General features: G+C 44.0%; 15 protein-coding genes and 1 pseudogene. 12 read left to right on the top strand and 4 right to left on the bottom strand.

The window, feature by feature from the left end; all coding sequences use genetic code 11:
* The first annotated feature begins 58 nt into the window (after positions 1-58).
* The 4 genes and pseudogenes from F6K38_RS23640 to F6K38_RS23625 form a co-directional block, all read left to right on the top strand.
* Positions 59-262, top strand: coding sequence for a hypothetical protein (locus tag F6K38_RS23640; protein WP_287357589.1), 204 nt, complete (start codon positions 59-61; stop codon positions 260-262).
* 9 nt (positions 263-271) lie between these two features.
* The gene (locus F6K38_RS23635; protein ID WP_287357587.1) at positions 272-496 is read left to right on the top strand and encodes a hypothetical protein; all 225 of its coding nucleotides are present in this window, start codon (positions 272-274) and stop codon (positions 494-496) included.
* 176 nt (positions 497-672) lie between these two features.
* Positions 673-1938 carry an RNA-guided endonuclease InsQ/TnpB family protein gene (locus F6K38_RS23630; protein WP_502709591.1) on the top strand — a complete coding sequence of 422 codons (1266 nt, stop codon included), beginning with the start codon at positions 673-675 and terminating at the stop codon, positions 1936-1938.
* A 45-nt stretch (positions 1939-1983) separates the two neighbouring features.
* Positions 1984-2091: pseudogene (locus F6K38_RS23625) on the top strand (DNA-binding protein); the annotation flags it as partial.
* A 307-nt stretch (positions 2092-2398) separates the two neighbouring features.
* Here the strand turns inward: F6K38_RS23625 and F6K38_RS23620 are convergent.
* Complete coding sequence (locus F6K38_RS23620; protein WP_287357583.1) at positions 2399-4312, bottom strand: TonB family protein; 1914 nt, start codon at positions 4310-4312, stop codon at positions 2399-2401.
* A 172-nt stretch (positions 4313-4484) separates the two neighbouring features.
* Complete coding sequence (locus F6K38_RS23615) at positions 4485-5195, bottom strand: precorrin-2 C(20)-methyltransferase (protein ID WP_287357582.1); 711 nt, start codon at positions 5193-5195, stop codon at positions 4485-4487.
* A gap of 40 nt (positions 5196-5235) precedes the next feature.
* Between F6K38_RS23615 and F6K38_RS23610 the strand changes: the two genes are divergently transcribed.
* The 7 genes from F6K38_RS23610 (at position 5236) to F6K38_RS23580 (ending at position 12881) form a co-directional block, all read left to right on the top strand.
* Positions 5236-5940, top strand: a complete 705-nt coding sequence (locus F6K38_RS23610) for an esterase/lipase family protein (RefSeq protein WP_008189821.1) — start codon at positions 5236-5238, stop codon at positions 5938-5940.
* 354 nt (positions 5941-6294) lie between these two features.
* Positions 6295-7494, top strand: a complete 1200-nt coding sequence (locus F6K38_RS23605) for a hypothetical protein (protein WP_131826860.1) — start codon at positions 6295-6297, stop codon at positions 7492-7494.
* Positions 7495-7721: 227 nt separating this feature from the next.
* Positions 7722-9020 carry an RNA-guided endonuclease InsQ/TnpB family protein gene (locus F6K38_RS23600; protein WP_008189818.1) on the top strand — a complete coding sequence of 433 codons (1299 nt, stop codon included), beginning with the start codon at positions 7722-7724 and terminating at the stop codon, positions 9018-9020.
* Positions 9021-9022: 2 nt separating this feature from the next.
* A complete protein-coding gene (locus F6K38_RS23595; protein ID WP_071986963.1) occupies positions 9023-9520 on the top strand; it encodes a WD40 repeat domain-containing protein in 498 nt (165 codons plus the stop codon).
* 501 nt (positions 9521-10021) lie between these two features.
* Positions 10022-10222 carry a hypothetical protein gene (locus tag F6K38_RS23590; protein ID WP_287263171.1) on the top strand — a complete coding sequence of 67 codons (201 nt, stop codon included), beginning with the start codon at positions 10022-10024 and terminating at the stop codon, positions 10220-10222.
* 28 nt (positions 10223-10250) lie between these two features.
* A complete protein-coding gene (locus F6K38_RS23585) occupies positions 10251-10922 on the top strand; it encodes a response regulator transcription factor (RefSeq protein ID WP_008189813.1) in 672 nt (223 codons plus the stop codon).
* 24 nt (positions 10923-10946) lie between these two features.
* Positions 10947-12881: a sensor histidine kinase gene (locus tag F6K38_RS23580; RefSeq protein ID WP_287357581.1), complete on the top strand. Its 1935-nt coding sequence runs from the start codon at positions 10947-10949 to the stop codon at positions 12879-12881.
* Between the two features lie 815 nt (positions 12882-13696).
* Here the strand turns inward: F6K38_RS23580 and F6K38_RS23575 are convergent.
* Positions 13697-13897: a hypothetical protein gene (locus F6K38_RS23575; RefSeq protein WP_083373530.1), complete on the bottom strand. Its 201-nt coding sequence runs from the start codon at positions 13895-13897 to the stop codon at positions 13697-13699.
* A gap of 652 nt (positions 13898-14549) precedes the next feature.
* On the opposite strand from F6K38_RS23575, the gene F6K38_RS23570 reads away from it, so the two are divergent.
* Positions 14550-15299 carry a DUF928 domain-containing protein gene (locus F6K38_RS23570; protein ID WP_008189805.1) on the top strand — a complete coding sequence of 250 codons (750 nt, stop codon included), beginning with the start codon at positions 14550-14552 and terminating at the stop codon, positions 15297-15299.
* 29 nt (positions 15300-15328) lie between these two features.
* Here F6K38_RS23570 and F6K38_RS23565 read toward each other — a convergent pair.
* Positions 15329-16383: CHAT domain-containing protein (locus F6K38_RS23565; protein WP_287357579.1), on the bottom strand; the 1055-nt coding region annotated here is incomplete at its 5' end.

Raw genomic sequence — 16383 nt, 5'->3', positions numbered from 1 at the left:
GCTGAATGCTTACCTTAGATGATTTACTGGTATGGGATTGTAAATCATAGTAAATTTAATGTCGGAACCTACCCCCAAGCCAGACACCTCTGAAATTAACCAATGGCGCAGAAAAATCGAAATCGCTAACCACAACAACATTTTTTGCCACTGTCGGACTTGTGGCTATCAATGGGTAGATTACTCTGTTGATAAAACTTGTCGCCAGTGTAGTAGTAATGATGTAGAACGTATCTCTTGCTGGCAGTTTCCCGATGACTGAGTCAGCAGAATGGGTGTTTGGAAGGCACAGGGTATGCGATTGACCTTGGCCAAAAGGCCACGCTACGCGAATGGTCACGCTTTCGGCAAAGCCGAAGCTTCCGCTAAAAGCGATCGCTATATCAAACTTGCCTCAAGTCCGACCCATAGAACACCTAAGGTCAATTTACAACAATTTTTCCATCATTCAATCTCCTTGGGGACTCCCGTTATACCTGAAGGGTTAGCGGGTTAGAAGTTACCGTAAGAATAGTGGAGCCTTATTTCATGAGTTTTAACCCTTCAATGCAACCGCCAGCTCGCCTATAAAGGCTCCACTATTCTAAGGTTTCGTCTCCGAGGAATTGGAGACTGAAACTCTTGCGCTTTTTTATATATTCCGCTATAATATTAATATTGCTAGCGGAAATGTTGATGCTAACTCAAGTTAACAATCTTCGTTTAGACAGGCGGCAAATCTTGGCTCTCAGGCAAATGTGTCATTTGAGCAAGAACATGTTCAACGTAGGTTTATACAATGTCCGTCAGTATTTCTTTCAGGAACGCAAACATCTACGATATGAGAGTAATTATTACCACTCTAAAGATAATGATAACTACAAATTACTGCCGACGGATATTGCTCAACAAACCCTAAAAATTGTCGATAGATCATTCAAATCTTTCTTTGGCTTGATCAAGCTTAAATCTAAGGTCGGGTATCAGGAAAAGGTCAAGATTCCAAATTATCTTCCCAAGGATGGGCATTTCCTTTTGGTTATCCCAATGAGAAAACGTGACTGGGAGAAACTCCCCGGAAAAAACTGGTTGTTTACCGTTCCTATGTCTCGTCAATTTAGAAAGGAGTACGGGGTAGTTCAGTTTACTGTACCAGAGAGATTAAGATCTAAGACTGTCAAAGAAATACGTATAGTACCTAAATATAAAGCCAGATATTTCGATGTTTGTTATTGCTATGAGGATAAACCCGAGACAAAAATAGATAAAAACAGTGAAATTTTGGGCATTGACTTAGGTCTTGATAATTTTGCCACATGTGTTAGTACCACTCATAATTCATTTATTATTGACGGAAAAAAAATTAAGTCTGACAATCAATTTTACAATAAGCGCAATGCATTACTTCAATCTATTAAAGACTTACAAGGCATCAAAGCCTTAACCAATCGACAAGCCAGATTGTTAAGGAAGCGAAATCACAAAATCAGGGATTTTACTAACAAAGCGGCTAGATATGTCGTGAATTGGTGCAGGGAAAACAATGTCAGCAAGATTGTTATCGGGTACAACCCTGACCTAAAACAAAGGGTCAATATGGGCAAGCGAAACAATCAAAAATTCACCCAGATTCCGATTTATACATTTAAGGACAAGCTGGGAAGCCTCTGTCAACGGTACGGGATTGAATTAGTTGAACAGGAAGAATCCTACACTAGTAAAGCGTCTAGCTTAGATAAGGATGAATTACCCGTCTGGAACGCTGATAAACCGAAGAGTTATACATTCAGCGGGAAAAGAGTAAAGCGTGGATTGTACCGGACCAGTAAAGGTTGGTTAATCAACGCTGATTGCAACGGAGCACTGAATATAATTCGCAAACACACAAGTAAGCCTGATGATTTTATCGGAGGGTTTAGAGGCTGCTTGGCTCAGCCGTTAAGGGTTTTTTGCTCTTAAGAATCTCCCGCTATAATCTACGATTTAGCGGTGGGAGTGTCAAGTCGAATTACCTATCAGCCAGATAACCCACTGCCTTGTGGCGCTCGTCTATGGATTGAAACCTTCAGTGATGTCCACTTCATCGGTGGCAGTTTTCCTGCCAGTCGCTAATCGGGTTCTTCGCGTAGCGTGGCCTTTTGGCCAAGGTTGTCTGTCAGAATGCAGAATGCAGAATGCAGAATGCAGAATGCAGAATGCAGAATGCAGAATGTAGAATGTAGAATGTAGAATGCAGAATGAAGAATGAAGAATGCAGAATGCAGAATGAAGAATGCAGAATGTAAAATTCCAAATTCTAAATTCTAAATTCTAAATTCTAAATTATAGAATTCTAAATTCTAAATTCTTAATTCTTAATTCTAAAATAATGTTAATGCTCCATAGACCAACAACCCAGGCTTTAACTAATAGAAAGCTCCTATTTACATGACCTGGACGATGGTGTTGTAAAGGAATCTATTCTGTTGCGCCTGCGAGCTGATCTAGATTTGAACTTGCACGCTTTATCCTCTTGTGAGTTTTGCTCTTCAGTGGCTGCTGCTGGAACGGATTCTTTCCCTGGGTTTCCAGTCCCTTGAGCTGGCTTCACTGGCACAGCTGTAGTGTTGGTAGTATTTTCCTGAGCAGTATTTTCCTGACTAGGAGTATTGTCCCGCACTGGTACTAACACCCTCCTGGGTTTAGGAGTATTTTCCTGACTAGGAGTATTTTGCTGTACAGGCACTGCTCTAGGTTTAGGAGTATTTTCCTGTACAGGTACTGCTCTAGGTTTAGGAGTATTTTCCTGAGTAGAGGTATTGTCCCGCACTGGTACTGACACTCTCCTGGGTTTAGGAGTATTTTCCTGAGTAGAGGTATTGTCCCGCACTGGTACTGAAACTCTCCTGGGTTTAGGAGTCGAGTCTTGACTAGAGGTATTGTCCCGCACTGGCACTGATATGGTTCTGGGTTTAGTGCTCGAATTTTCCCTAGCAGTATTTGTAGCAGTATTCGGTTTTACTGGAACTGATACTGTCCTATTGTTATCGGTATTGTTATCGGTAGAGTTATTATTAGCAGAGTTATTGCTAGGGGTTTCTGGCTTAGGAACTACTATTACTGGATTGTTGACAGCAGCGTTTTCCCCACTAACAGTATTTGGCTTTGCTGGAACTGGCTGGTTAGCAGTTTCTTGGAAAACCGATAGACTAGGACAGTTGCCTTGATCATAGTCAAAGGCTACCTTGACCTGGTAGGGTTTTGTTGCACCAGTTTTGTTGTTAAACTTTCGGAACTGAATATCTTCCAGTGCCTGCTGATTTAAAATGCCGTACCCTGCACTCTGAATCAGCTGTGCATTAGTCACTTCACCATTAGCACCTACTAAAATTCCGAAGACTGTTGTGCCTTCTAGTTTCTTAATACAAGCGTCTTTGGGATAAGTACCACTCACTGTAATTGCTGCTGGTATGACTTCCTTTTTGGGTAAGGTATCCTTTACCAAAGCCATCCATTCTACCAGGTTTTTCCTAGCTTCCTCATCACTGGTATTGCTTACATCTTTTTTCAGTTGCTTCCGCCGCATCCGCACTTGAGCTACTAAATTGTTCTGACGTTGTCGTGCGATCGCAACAGCACTAGGGGGTGCTGGTTTAGTAGGCTCAGAAGGAGGAGGGGTGATCGAAAATTGTGGTGGCGGAGGAGGTGGAGTAACGGATACTGGTGGCTGTTGGTTAGGAAACTCTGATCGGTCAGGAATCTGGTTGGTAGAATTCCCAAATACTGGCAAGGAACCTGTCTGGAAGGAACCTGGATTCAAAGACTCTGTATCGAATGTGAAGTTAGGTCGCGGTGGTGGGGCTGGTAGTGGTGTCCTGGGTTTTGGTGGTAGCTGCTGGATCGGGAAAGACCCTCTGGTGATAATCGGTCTTTTGCGGTTTAGCAGTGGTAAAGGATACTTACCAATTGAGGGTAAGGGTTTTATCGGTAGGGATCTCAGAGGTGGGGATTTGGGAATTTTCAGGGGCTTTAGAGCAGGTATTGAAGGTAGCGGTGGTGGAGGGGGTGGGAAAGGATTAAATAACGAAGGGATGGAGGGCTTGGTCGGAGTTTTGGCATTCGGTAGAGCTGGCAGGGTCAGTGGTGGTGCAGCAGACTTGGGAACACGGCTCAGTTGTTGAGGGCTTAACTCCAACACTTGCACCATTGAGTCTTCCTTAGGCTTTTGATTCTTCAACAAATCACCTAAGATCGGTACGATTAGCATATGAACCCCCAGAGAGGCGGTAACAGAAATCACTAGGGGGTGACTCAGCATTTCTGGGATGTTTTTAATTAAAGAAGCATCGGACATGGCAGTTATTGTTGACGTATTTCCATGGTTGCTAATAAGCTCTCGGCTGAGGAGATGCTTATTCAATTCAGTCTTGGCAAATAAGAGTGAGTGATCGTGCTCGGGCTAGCTATAACAACTATTTTGACAACTACATCGATGGCTGAAACATTGTTATCTCTTGGTTTGCTATCTATTGGTTCACCTTAACAATTAGCAGAGAAAAATAGGGTAATGCCAGATTAGGGCGATCGCATAAATTACGATAAATCACCTGCTCCGGTAGAGTTGCTCGTTCTACCACATAGGCATTTTCCAACAACTGATGTCGATGCAGCACTTGCCACACCTGCTGATAAACTGAACTGACTTTGAGCAGGACTACTACATCTGCCCAAGCCAAAACCTTTTCCAGTTCCTCCACATTATAGAGAGCTGGTAGCACCACCAGGCGCTGATCACGAATGGTCAAGGGTAATCCCAAAACAGATGCTGTAGCCATGGGGGAAGATACCCCTGGTACAGTTTGAATCAGGCTTTCAGGATGTAACTGCTGTAGCCTCTGTGCCAAATAGGTAAATGTGCTGTAAAAACTCACATCTCCTTCGCACACAAATGCTACGTCTTGCCCTAATCCTAGATAATTCCAGACTTGCTCAGCAGCAAGTTGCCATGCTTGGGTCAAGATAGCGGTATCCTGCACATATGGAAATGTCAAGGGTAACTGCACCTGATGATTCTCCAACCATTGAGCGACAATCTGTTGAGCCATTCCTGGTTTTCCACGGACTCCAGTAGGAAAGGCTACTACTGGTGCCTGTTTCAATATACGTAGTGCTTTGAGGGTGATCAGGTCAGGATCCCCAGGTCCGACACTTATACCATAAAGTGTACCTAGTTTCACAAAAGTTTAAAATTATCTATAAAATTTAAAATTACCACCGATGCCATTACCAACTGTTATTTTACCGGGCTATTTTGCTAGCGCTAGTGAATACCGTGATTTAGAACAATCACTACAACAGCTAGGGATTGCCGCAACTACTGTACCAATACGCCAACAGGATTGGTTTCCTACCCTCGGTGGTCGCTCTGTGGTGCCAATTTTGCGAAAAATCGACCAAGCTGTTAAACAGCAGTTGGAGAAGCATAACACGTCACAGATTAATTTAATCGGTCACTCTGCTGGTGGTTGGATTGCCAGGATATATCTAGGGGAAAAGCCTTACACGATTCATGGAGATGTTAGTGATGACTCGGTAGGGTTATGGAATGCTCATTCCTATATCTCTACTTTAGTGACTCTGGGTACACCTCATATGAGTCAGGAACGTTGGACTAAACGCAATCTTGATTTTGTGAATGATAACTATCCAGGGGCGTTTCACCAAGATGTCAATTATATTTGTGTCGCTGGTAAGGCAATTTATGGTAAGCGACGTTTAGGCAGCTGGTTGGCTTACAACAGTTACAAGCTCACGTGTGGAGAAGGGAATTGCTGGGGAGATGGGATTACTCCGATTCCTGCTGCTCATTTGGCTGGAGCGACTAATATTACTATTGATGAAGTGCTACATTCTCCTAGGAGGAAGGGGATTTGGTATGGTTCACCTGAGGTCAGGGAGGCTTGGGTGAAGTGTTTAGGTTGAAGGTTTAGAAGGTTTATTAGGTTGAAGGTTTATTAGGTTGAAGGTTGAAGGTTATTTGGTTGAAGGTTATTTGGTTGAAGGGGTAGGGTGCGTTAGGGGCGGGCGAGCCATGATTTTTCGCCTCTTCGCCCCTGGTTGAAACAGCCCGCACCGTAACGCACCATCAGAAGGTTGAAGGTTGAAGGTGTAGGGTGCGTTAGGGGCGGGCGAGCCATGATTTTCCCCCTCTTCGCCCCTGGTTGAAACAGCCCGCACCGTAACGCACCATCAGGTCAAACAGCTTTTAGGAGATGCACCCTATCCAGAACTTAGTGCGATCGCATAAGCGCGGAAGCTTCGCTTCCGGAGCATAGCGTGACCTACGGTCAATCGCCTAGCGTGGCCTACGGTCAATCGCCTTTTTGGGAACTCTATAACTGTAAGCCTATTTACGAAGTAGTCATGACCAAGCAACAGAGTGTATTGTTCACCCTAGCGGTCGCAGCAGCGGGAGCTAATCTATCTTCTACTATTGGCGGTGTGGGATTAGTCGGGGGGTTTGGTGGCGTGGGCATTGGTCCGACCACGATGACAGGTCTAGGAGCAATAACTGGGGTTGCTGCTTATGGCGCTGTTAGGGCGATACGGGAAGGGGATCTTATTGCCATTGGGGCAGTGGCACTGGGAGCGGTTACAGGGGCTGGTATCTCTGCCACAGTAGGTGGTATGGGATTGAGTTTTGGGGGGAAAACTATCGGGGTTAATATGTCTTCGATGGCTGCTGCTGGTGGAGTCGTTGGACTCGGTGTTTATGGCTTAGCAAAAATGTTCTCTGAGCATGAGAGCAAAGAACCTGTTACTGAAACTTTTGACCGAATGGAAGCAGCAATCTCTTACCAGGAAGCCTATAACCAGGCAATGATGGAGCTAGATCCAATCTTAGCTGACATAGCCTTGAAACAAAAGTTTAGTGATCTAGAAGTTGAGGACGAATTACAAGCGCTTAAAGCAAACCTTTTGGGGGAAAATCAGTCTAAACCAACAGAAAAAGTAAGCAATGCTGAGCTTTCATCGAAACAAAGGTTTAAGAATCTAGACGTTGAGAAAGAATTACAAGCGGTTAAAGCCAAGCTTAATAAATTAATAACTGTTAAATCACATCAAGATTGGAAATGTAATACTATTCTCAAAGGACATATAGCAAACGTTAATTCCGTTGCCATCAGTCCTAATAGTCAAATTCTTGCCAGTGCAGGTGATGATAGAACTGTAAAACTATGGGATTTAACAACAGGAAAATGCATTTACACTTTCTTCGGACAAGGAGGAGAAGTTCAGGCAGTCAACATTAGCCCCAACGGACAGATGCTGATTGCTGGTGGCTTTGATAACGTGATTACCAGTTGGAACTTACAGACAAAAACGTTATCTGGCATCTTCAATAAACCAAATTCTCCTTTCAGTCATGGAGCCGTGGTTTCAGATCTTGCTTTTAGCTCAAATGGTAAAATCCTGATCAGTGCTAGTGGTGATGAGACCATCGCAGTTTGGGATAGCTTGACCGAAAAAATCTAAGGGCGCAAGCCCCTGAATTCTATTCATGGGGTTAGCCTTTTAAAGTTACCGTAAGAATAGTGGAGCCTTTATAGGCGACAGGCTATGCATAGAAAAGTTAAAACTTATTGATTAAGGCTCCACTATTCTAAGGTTTCGTCTTTTGAGGGAATTTATTCCCTCAAAAGACATCGACTATAATAATAAGTAAATCCAACAAACTAAGGAGGTGATCAAAGGTGTTAGTAATGGAGTTCAAAGCTATTCTAAAAGAACCCCAAAAAGTGGCTATAAATGAAGCTATAAGGACAGCTAAGTTTGTCCGAAACAAAGTGCTGCGTTTTTGGATGGACAATCGCGGAATTTGCAAAAAAGAACTATACCGTTACAACACCCAGTTAAGGGACGAATTCAAGTTTGTCAAAGAGCTTAATAGTCACGCCTGTCAAGCATCGGTTGAAAACGTAGAGCGGGCTATCAAAAGATTTTTTGATAATTGTAAAAAAAAGGTTACCGGCAAGAAAGGCTATCCCAAATTCAAAAAGCATTCCCGGTCTGTTGAGTACAAGCAATCTGGGTGGAAGTTGTCGCCAGATAAAAAATCTATCAATTTCACAGACAAAAAAGGGATCGGTAAGGTCAAGCTTAAGGGCACCTGGGACTTATGGCGTTTCGACCAGAAGCTGATTAAACGGGTTCGCATTGTTCAGAGATCTGATGGTTATTATGTTCAGTTTTGTGTAAAACTAGATAACTCAGAGCAACTAGAGGCCACTGGCTTTACCGTCGGGTTAGATGTAGGGCTAAAAGAGTTTTATACCGACTCTGATGGATACTCTGAACCCAACCCTAGATTCTACAGAAAAGGCGAGAAGCGCTTAAAGTTTTATCAGCGTCGAGTTTCTCGGAAAAATAAAGGCTCAACTAACAGAAAGAAAGCGATTAATAAACTAGGTAGGACACACCTCAAAATAAGTAGACAACGTGAAGAACATGCCAAGAGACTGGTTAGAAGTTACCGTAAGATAGTGGAGCCTTATTACAAAAGATTTAACCCTTTTATGCAAAGCCGAACACCCATAAAGGCTCCACTATCTAAGGTTTCGTCTCCGGCACGTTGCGTAATCCGGTCTAACGATCTGGTCGCCTATGAAGATTTGAGGATTAAAAATCTGGTTAAAAACCATTGTCTTGCCAAGTCTATTAACGACGCAGGTTGGTATCAGTTCCGGGAATGGCTGGAATATTTTGGTCAAAAGTTTGGGCGGATAACTGTTGCAGTAAATCCAGCTTATACAAGCCAGAATTGTTCTAACTGTGGTGAAGTGGTTAAGAAGTCGCTATCGACTAGAACCCATGTCTGCGAATGTGGATGTCAATTAGATCGAGACCACAACGCCGCCAGAAACATTTTAACTAGAGCCTTGAGTACCGTGGGGCACACGGGAACTTTAATCAACGCTTGGGGAGACCTGTCCTCTACTCTTCCTGGTTCCGACCTGGTTGAGCAAGACGGGTCTGTGAACCAAGAATCCCCCGGCTTCTAGCCGTGGGGAGTGTCAAAAGAAAACTAATCCACACAATAACTGATCATTCAAACATGGTTAATTGTGTTGCTATTACTCCCGATGGTCAGACTATCGCTAGTGCTAGTAATGACAAAACCATCAGACTGTGGAACAGACGCAGGTATCAACAGCGCTCTATTCTTACGGGACATACAGGCTGGGTAACTTCCATTGCGATCAGTCCTGATGGTCAGACTATCGCTAGCGGCAGCGCTGACAAAACCGTCAGACTGTGGAATCTCCACACTGAAAAACCAATCTTTTCTCTAACTGGACATTCAACAGCGGTGCTTTCTATTGCCATTAGCCCTGATGGAGAAACAGTAGTTAGTGCGAGTATAAACGAGGTTAAACTTTGGAGCCTACGGACTGGGGAGCTACTGCGAAATCTGAATGGTTGTTATCCGGTTACTTTTAGCCCTGATGGACAAATCCTAGTCAGTGGAGGCGGAAAGGGCAACATTAAGATTTGGCGTTGATTGATATGTCAGCCGTCAGCCGTCAGCCGTGGGCGTAGCGCATTAGCTCAATGCTGATAGCTGAATGATTATCCCATGTTTATTAGGGGTTTATTTTTGCGATTGACCTTGGCCTTTGGGCCACGCTACGCGAATGGTCACGCTACGCGATTGACCTTTGGTCACGCTAAAAGCGATTGACATGCAGGTCACGCTACGCGATCGCATTCCTCTAACCATCTATATGTAATCCTCTCAAGACCACCATCAGATCAGCATCACAGCAGCTTTGGTGACTAGAGGTTTAGAAATAGTTGGCGAAGCTTTGAGCAGCAGTATGTAGTTTTCAGCAATCCTACTGACCGAATTCTACCCAGTTCTTGTCTTAAACCAGCAATCAACTTGGTAGACAAGGGCATTGCTTTATCTATCTGTGTCTTTTTAAGCTAAAAGTTCAGCGAGCGGTGGTTATACTTACAGCAAGTTTCGCCCCCCTAGCCCCCCAACTTTGCGGTGCGACCCGTGGCGAATTTAATTCGCCAACGGAAAGCGCACCGGAGGGGGGAAATTGAGTTAAAGTCCCCCAGAATTGGGGGATTTAGGGGGCTTGCAGCTAAAGCTAGTGAGGTCAATTCATATGAAAACGGCTGTAAGACCCATGACAGGAAAAACTTGGCTGTCTTAAAACCTCGTTGGCTAAATTGCAACGATAGGTTCCAATAGTGAATAGCAAACATAGAGGGAATTGATGATGACCCAAGATTTACCAAAGTCAAGGAAACGGAAGCTGCTTGTGGTTGATGACCACGAATTGATGCTGGGTGGAATAATCGACACCCTACGACGGAAGTATCCAGAAGCGGAAATCCTAACAGCTCAAACGTTCCAGAGCGCTCTGGAACAACTGGAACGATTTCAGCTTGACCTTGTTATTGTCGATCTTTCCATTCCAGAAGCTTCTGAGAATACAGCTAAAATCGAGACGGGTATTAAACTCTTGCAGATAGTGATGAAGCAGTATCCCAACCTCAATCTTGTGGTGTTAAGCACTTACCTCAAAGCCCTGGTGCGGATTAAGGATGAGATTGACGAGCACAACGGGGGTTTCACCTTGGTAGATAAGGGTTTCTCCGGTCAGGTTATGTTAACCAGAGTTGACTGGGCATTGCAGGGATTAACCCATACAAAAGATCTAAATATGCTCAAAGGAGAAGTTAAGCCAGAGTGGCTGGAGTTACTCACCCTAGCATTTCATGAGGAATTGCAAGATAAGGCAATTGCTGGGCGTATGCATAAAAGTGAACGAACTGTGGTTCACTACTGGACGAAAATTCGAGACGTTCTGGGTGTTTATCCTGAAGGTGGGAAGAATCTCCGAATTCAAACCGAGATGCGAGCCAGAGAAGAAGGGTTTATTGATTGATAAATTAAGCAAGGAAAAAACCTGTTGTTGGGAAGTATTTGGCCAAAAATAAGAAACAAAATTGGCACCTGGCGTGGAGGAGAATTGCCAGGAATTGCAGTGATTGGACTGGTAATGTTAGCCCGTCTCAATGGATACCTTCAATTTAGTGAGTGGATAACCCTCGATACTTTTCTGCGTTTGCGTCCTTATGAACCTATGGATGAACGGGTTGTTATTGTTGGAATTGATGAAGAGGATATCCAGGATGTAGGAACCTATCCCATACCGGATCAAGACATTGCAAGGCTGCTGCGGAGATTGCAAACCTACAAACCTAGAGCAATTGGTCTTGATATTGTTCGGGATCTACCAGTTGAGCCAGGTCACGAGCAACTGGTTGAAACCTTTGAGGAGATCAAGACTCTCATTGCCATTGAAAAAGTATTACCAACTAAAATTAAGCCACCACCGGGATTTCCCCCGGAACGGGTTGGTTTCTCAGATGTTCTTTTCGATGGGGATGGCAACGTCCGGCGCAGTCTTCTAGGGACTCCTACTCCTGAAGGGGGCAAGTTCTCTTTATCTCTGAGTCTGGCAAAAACTTATTTAACGGTTGAAGGCATTTCTCTCGAAAATGGCATTAAAAATCCTGATGGGATGATGTTTGGTTCAACGGAGCTACCTCGTTTTTTGCCCAATTCTGGTGGCTATGTCGGAACTGATGCGGGTGGAGTTCAGGTGCTGCTCAATTTTCGGAGTGGTCGAGAACGGTTTCGCATTCTATCACTTAAGGATATCAAAACCGAGAATTTTAATCCCAGTTGGATTCGCGATCGCATTGTGATTGTTGGAGTCACTACTCCCAGCATTAAAGACACTGTCAATACCACTGCCATCAAGGGTTTGAACCCTCCTGGCGAAATCTATGGGGTGGAATTTCATGCCCATGCTACTAGTCAAATTCTCAGTGCCGTTCTGGATCAGCGATCGCTTTTAAGAACTTGGTCAGATCCTTGGGAATATCTATGGATTTTAGGTTGGGGTTTTCTCGCCATTGGTCTTGCTCGGCTGACTCAATCCCCTTTTAAAAATCTGTTTGGTGTTGGGGTTGCCAGCTTTGGACTAGTTGGAGTTGGTTATGTGTTCCTAGTTTGGGGCTGGTGGATTCCAGTAGCACCAGCGTTGTTAATTTTAGTCATAAATAGTTTACTATTTCCTGCTTTCTATCACTATGACCAGGCTTTGAGGTCTCAGATCAATGTGCGCCAACGGACTATTGATGAAACATTTAATATCATTCATAATGGCCCAATGCAAACACTAGCGTACATTATTACGCGCATTCAAAACCAGGATTTGCCAGAAGATGAATTACTGTTGAAACTTAAAACTATCAAGGATGACATATGGGAAATTGCAGACTACCTCAAACAAGAAACTCTGACTCAAGAAGAAACTATCCGTCTAGGAAGTAACCTAAAACTGTCATTGAAGCATCCAATAAGTAAGCTGTTCTATGAAGTCTGTAGAGATACGCTGGAACGGCATCTTCCTCATTTTAATACCCTTAAGGTTAAAGCCCTTAAATTTGAGGAGATCCCGGAACAATATTTAACTATTGAGCAAAATCGAGAACTCTGCCAGTTTCTGGAAGAAGCTTTGTACAATGTCGGGAAACATGCTAAAGGAGTAACTCGTATTAGTGCGACTGGTAAGCTAGATAATGACTGGTACACTCTGAGTGTTAAAGATAATGGCTCTGGCATCTGTTCATCTTCTGAAAACCGAGGAACACAGCAAGCTAAAGCTTTGGCGAAACAACTAGGAGGAACATTTAAGCGAGAGCCCATTTCTCCCCACGGAACTCTGTGCGAGTTAACCTGGCCTCTAGCAGGTCGTAACTGGAGTCTTGCTAAAGTTAGCTATGGCTTGAAAACTCTTTTTTTGAAAGTTTTTAAATATCCCAAAAAATTCTAAAATAGTTGCGTAGGGTGCGTTAGGGGTGGGATTGCCCTGATTTTCCGCCTCTTTGCCAGCGTTGAAATAGCCCACACCGTAACGCACCATCGGCTCAAACTAAATAAATCTAAAGTCTCTGTAAATTTTCCTGACCAGAGGAACTTTTCTCATGTCTTGATGCAGTCGCTCATGGAGAGCCCAATTCCCGATTCCTAATTCTAACTTCTAACTTCTAACTTCTAACTTCTAACTTCTACTTGGTGGTGCGTTACGGTGCGGGCTATTCCAATACTGGCGCTCGAAGTTAAAAATGAGGGCAAGCCCGCCCCTAACGCACCCTACATTCTAAATTCTAAATTCTAAATTCTAAATTCTAACTTCTAACTTCTAACTTCTAACTTCTAACTTCTAACTTCTAACTTCTAACTTCTAACTTCTAACTTCTAACTTCTACTTGGTGGTGCGTTACGGTGCGGGCTATTCCAATACTGGCGCTCGAAGTTAAAAATGAGGGCAAGCCCGCCCCTAACGCACCCTACATTCTAAATTTTAAATTCTAAATTCCCGATAAGTCTTAAAAATAAAAAAAATAGCCGTAGAAATAATATCCACGGCTATTTAAACTCCACAATAAGTTCCTTGAAATCGCTATGTCACTGAGTTCCCAAACCGAACCTGATGTGATTCGATCTGATTGACCTTTGCTAGGGGGGTTTCCCCCCTAGAAGTTTAGCGATGCAGCGCGGTCTTGGGGAGCCAGTGCGGTCTTGGGGGTTTCCCCCATGAGCAACTGCCGTGGTTTCCCCCATGAGCGACTGCATCAAGACAAGGTGTTACGGCAACAACCAATACTTGGTTATTGTAGTCATCACTTCCCCGGGAACGTCGGTCGGCTCCAGAGGGGTCCATTCCGCTATCTCTGCATAGCCTAGTGAATAAAGCATTTGCATACTATAGATTACTGCTTGACGAGACCCTTTCAAGGTGTGCTGAGCAGGTTGTTTTTTGAAGTTTTGGCGAAATTTTCGTGACATGGATAAAAAAGTGAAGTTATTGTGGTCATTTAATGATTATTGTAATGATTATAAATAAATTTGTCAAGGGTTTTTAGAATTTTTTTTTTGGGAGTTTTAGGATTAATAAAAAATTAGCGATATAGCGCTACGCGCAAGTCATAAGTTAGAAGTCAGAAGTCAAAAGTAAGCAATTACTTACGTTTCGGAGTGTAGGAGCGATGCAGCGCCTTCATGCGGGGGTTTCCACGGGGCAAACAGCGGTGCGGACGCAGGTTCCGCACACAGCCCCTCCCCACTCGCTATTGCATCAAGACAATGTCCTAACCTGAATGCGTAGTGCTATATTCTGAAATATACGCTACAGAAACGCTAATTGCTGGTGCGTTACGGGGCGGACTATCCCAACCCTGGCTACGAGGCGAAAAATCAGAGGCTTTCCGCCCCTAACGCACCCTACTACTCTGAGAAAAATAAAAGAATTACTAAAAGTTAAATGGAAGTAGTTTTAGCAAATTTTAGTGGTGAATTTGGTAGTTTGAGCAACGGGTTTGTAGTTTTCAGCAATAAGAATGACTTGAGCTAGTCATCAAGTTAGTGAGAATAGGCGATGTGAACTCACTATTTTTCCTAGTATGGTCTGAGATAAGTAAATATCTACTGAGCCAACATTATGATGATTCAAATTTTTTGGTTCCTTAATAAATGCATCAAAGCTAAACTAGTAACTAGCTGTATTTTAGGGTTATCCCTGGTCATAACTCCGGCTGCTCTAGCTGAGTACGAATTCCCTTCCGATCAGAAACCTCCAAGTGACTATACAGGACAAGCAGGCTCCAGAGATGGGTGCGAAGGTGAAGGGATACCCCTAACAGCCCTAGTTCCTCTAAGTCATGTTGGACAAACGGCTTCGACTCGCCCGACTTTTGCTTGGTTTGTTCCTGACTCGACCACCAAAAAGATGGAATTCACGCTCTATGAATATGACTCAAACGGTAAACCCAAATTAATGGGTGAGGCAATTCCATTGAAGAGTTGGCCAGGAGTTATGACATTAACCCTACCAGAGGACAGACCAGAACTTAGAGTAGGTCGCACTTATCTTTGGCAAGTCACCATCTTATGTGACCCAGATAACGCATCAAGTGATTTAATTGCTAGGGCAGATATTCAGGTTCTAGAGATGCCTTCTACTTTGGAAAGCACTTTTGTCGATGGCTCAAACAAATCCGATTTCTATGCCAAGGCAAGTTTATGGTACGATGCCTTAGCTGAAGCTCTGAAGTTGGCTAACGAATCTAGGTTGGGAGAGGTGGGTTCAACCCTACTAGAAAACCTGGCTGAATTAGAGGCAGCCGCACTGACTGACGAGAAGTATGAACGGATTGAGAACTTAAGGCAAATAGCCAGTAGCCTGCGGTAATTGAGTCCACCCCACCACCAATCATAGGATTAAAGCCAGTTACCGATCAGGATAAACGGTGCCCAGTAGGCGGGGTGGGCATATTGGTCGTTAATCTCCTCTGTGTCCTCAGCCTCAATCAGTTTTCGCTGAGCTGCACGTAAAGCCTCGGCTTTGCTTACTCCAGGACGGCGCAAGTTGGCATAAAACTCTGTCACTAACTGAGCCGTAGAGGCATCATTGACAGACCAAAGAGAGGCTAAAGCACTGCTAACACCGGCTCGCACGGCAATGCCAGCCAAACCCAGAGCAGCACGGTCATCTCCCACTGCCGTTTGGCAAGCTGTGAGGGCAAGCAATTCCCCTGAGTCGGGTTTACGACTAACGCCGCTGATGGTGTTTTCCAGATCATCGAGGGTGAGCTTGTCATTATTTCCAGTGACGAGAAAGGTGTCTTCTCGAATCGCACTAAATTGACCGTGGGTGGCAATGTGAAGAATGGGGTAAACGGTTTGAGCCAGTTCTTCTTCTAAGCGCTCTTGGGTAAAATCCTGATTCAAAAGGGTTTTGCTACCTGGAAATTGAGTCTCGACTGCCTTGAGTTCGCTTTCAACATTGGTCAAAGCTGAAAACCCTTGTCCGTTGACTTCACTTTCTTGAGTTAACCCTAAGGCTAAGACGCGAAGTTTTTGACGGTTCAAGGCTTGGGGATTGGTCAGCTTAAGACTGGGGGTTGTGGCAATAGCATAGGTTTCAACTAAGAATTTTTCACCGTCGTGGAGGGCAGCCATTGGGATGCTGCGTAAGATGCCATCCTGGATGAAAACAAGGGTTTCTATCTGTGCTGACTTTAAATACTTGGTAAAAGGAGCAATAATCTTTTTATACAGCTCTTGGGCTGGTTTGAGGTTATAGTTAATATCACGTCTGCGTTCCAGTCCCCGGCGAAATTGGTTGATTTCTTCTCTAAGAGTTTGACTATCAACATTGATCCACTCCAGTCGCTTTTCGCCCTTGGGAAGACTGACTAGAATACCGGTGCGATCGCTTAAAATAATCGAGCTAAAGACAGCGGTTTTTTCCCCAACCAGTTCGTCAACTCGTT

Origin of the sequence: Moorena sp. SIO3B2 (assembly GCF_010692525.1) — a bacterium.
Taxonomy (GTDB): Bacteria; Cyanobacteriota; Cyanobacteriia; order Cyanobacteriales; family Coleofasciculaceae; genus Moorena; species Moorena producens.
Note: the sequence above shows the minus strand (reverse complement) of the source record. Positions and strands in the feature narration are given on the sequence as shown.

What these genes read in the sequence shown, in the direction of transcription:
- F6K38_RS23620 (WP_287357583.1), bottom strand. Translation starts at nt 4,312, where the DNA reads ATGTCCGATGCTTCTTTAATTAAAAACATCCCAGAAATGCTGAGTCAC.
- F6K38_RS23570 (WP_008189805.1), top strand. Translation starts at nt 14,550, where the DNA reads ATGATGATTCAAATTTTTTGGTTCCTTAATAAATGCATCAAAGCTAAA.
- F6K38_RS23600 (WP_008189818.1), top strand. Translation starts at nt 7,722, where the DNA reads ATGGAGTTCAAAGCTATTCTAAAAGAACCCCAAAAAGTGGCTATAAAT.
- F6K38_RS23575 (WP_083373530.1), bottom strand. Translation starts at nt 13,897, where the DNA reads ATGTCACGAAAATTTCGCCAAAACTTCAAAAAACAACCTGCTCAGCAC.
- F6K38_RS23635 (WP_287357587.1), top strand. Translation starts at nt 272, where the DNA reads ATGGGTGTTTGGAAGGCACAGGGTATGCGATTGACCTTGGCCAAAAGG.
- F6K38_RS23585 (WP_008189813.1), top strand. Translation starts at nt 10,251, where the DNA reads ATGACCCAAGATTTACCAAAGTCAAGGAAACGGAAGCTGCTTGTGGTT.
- F6K38_RS23640 (WP_287357589.1), top strand. Translation starts at nt 59, where the DNA reads ATGTCGGAACCTACCCCCAAGCCAGACACCTCTGAAATTAACCAATGG.
- F6K38_RS23610 (WP_008189821.1), top strand. Translation starts at nt 5,236, where the DNA reads ATGCCATTACCAACTGTTATTTTACCGGGCTATTTTGCTAGCGCTAGT.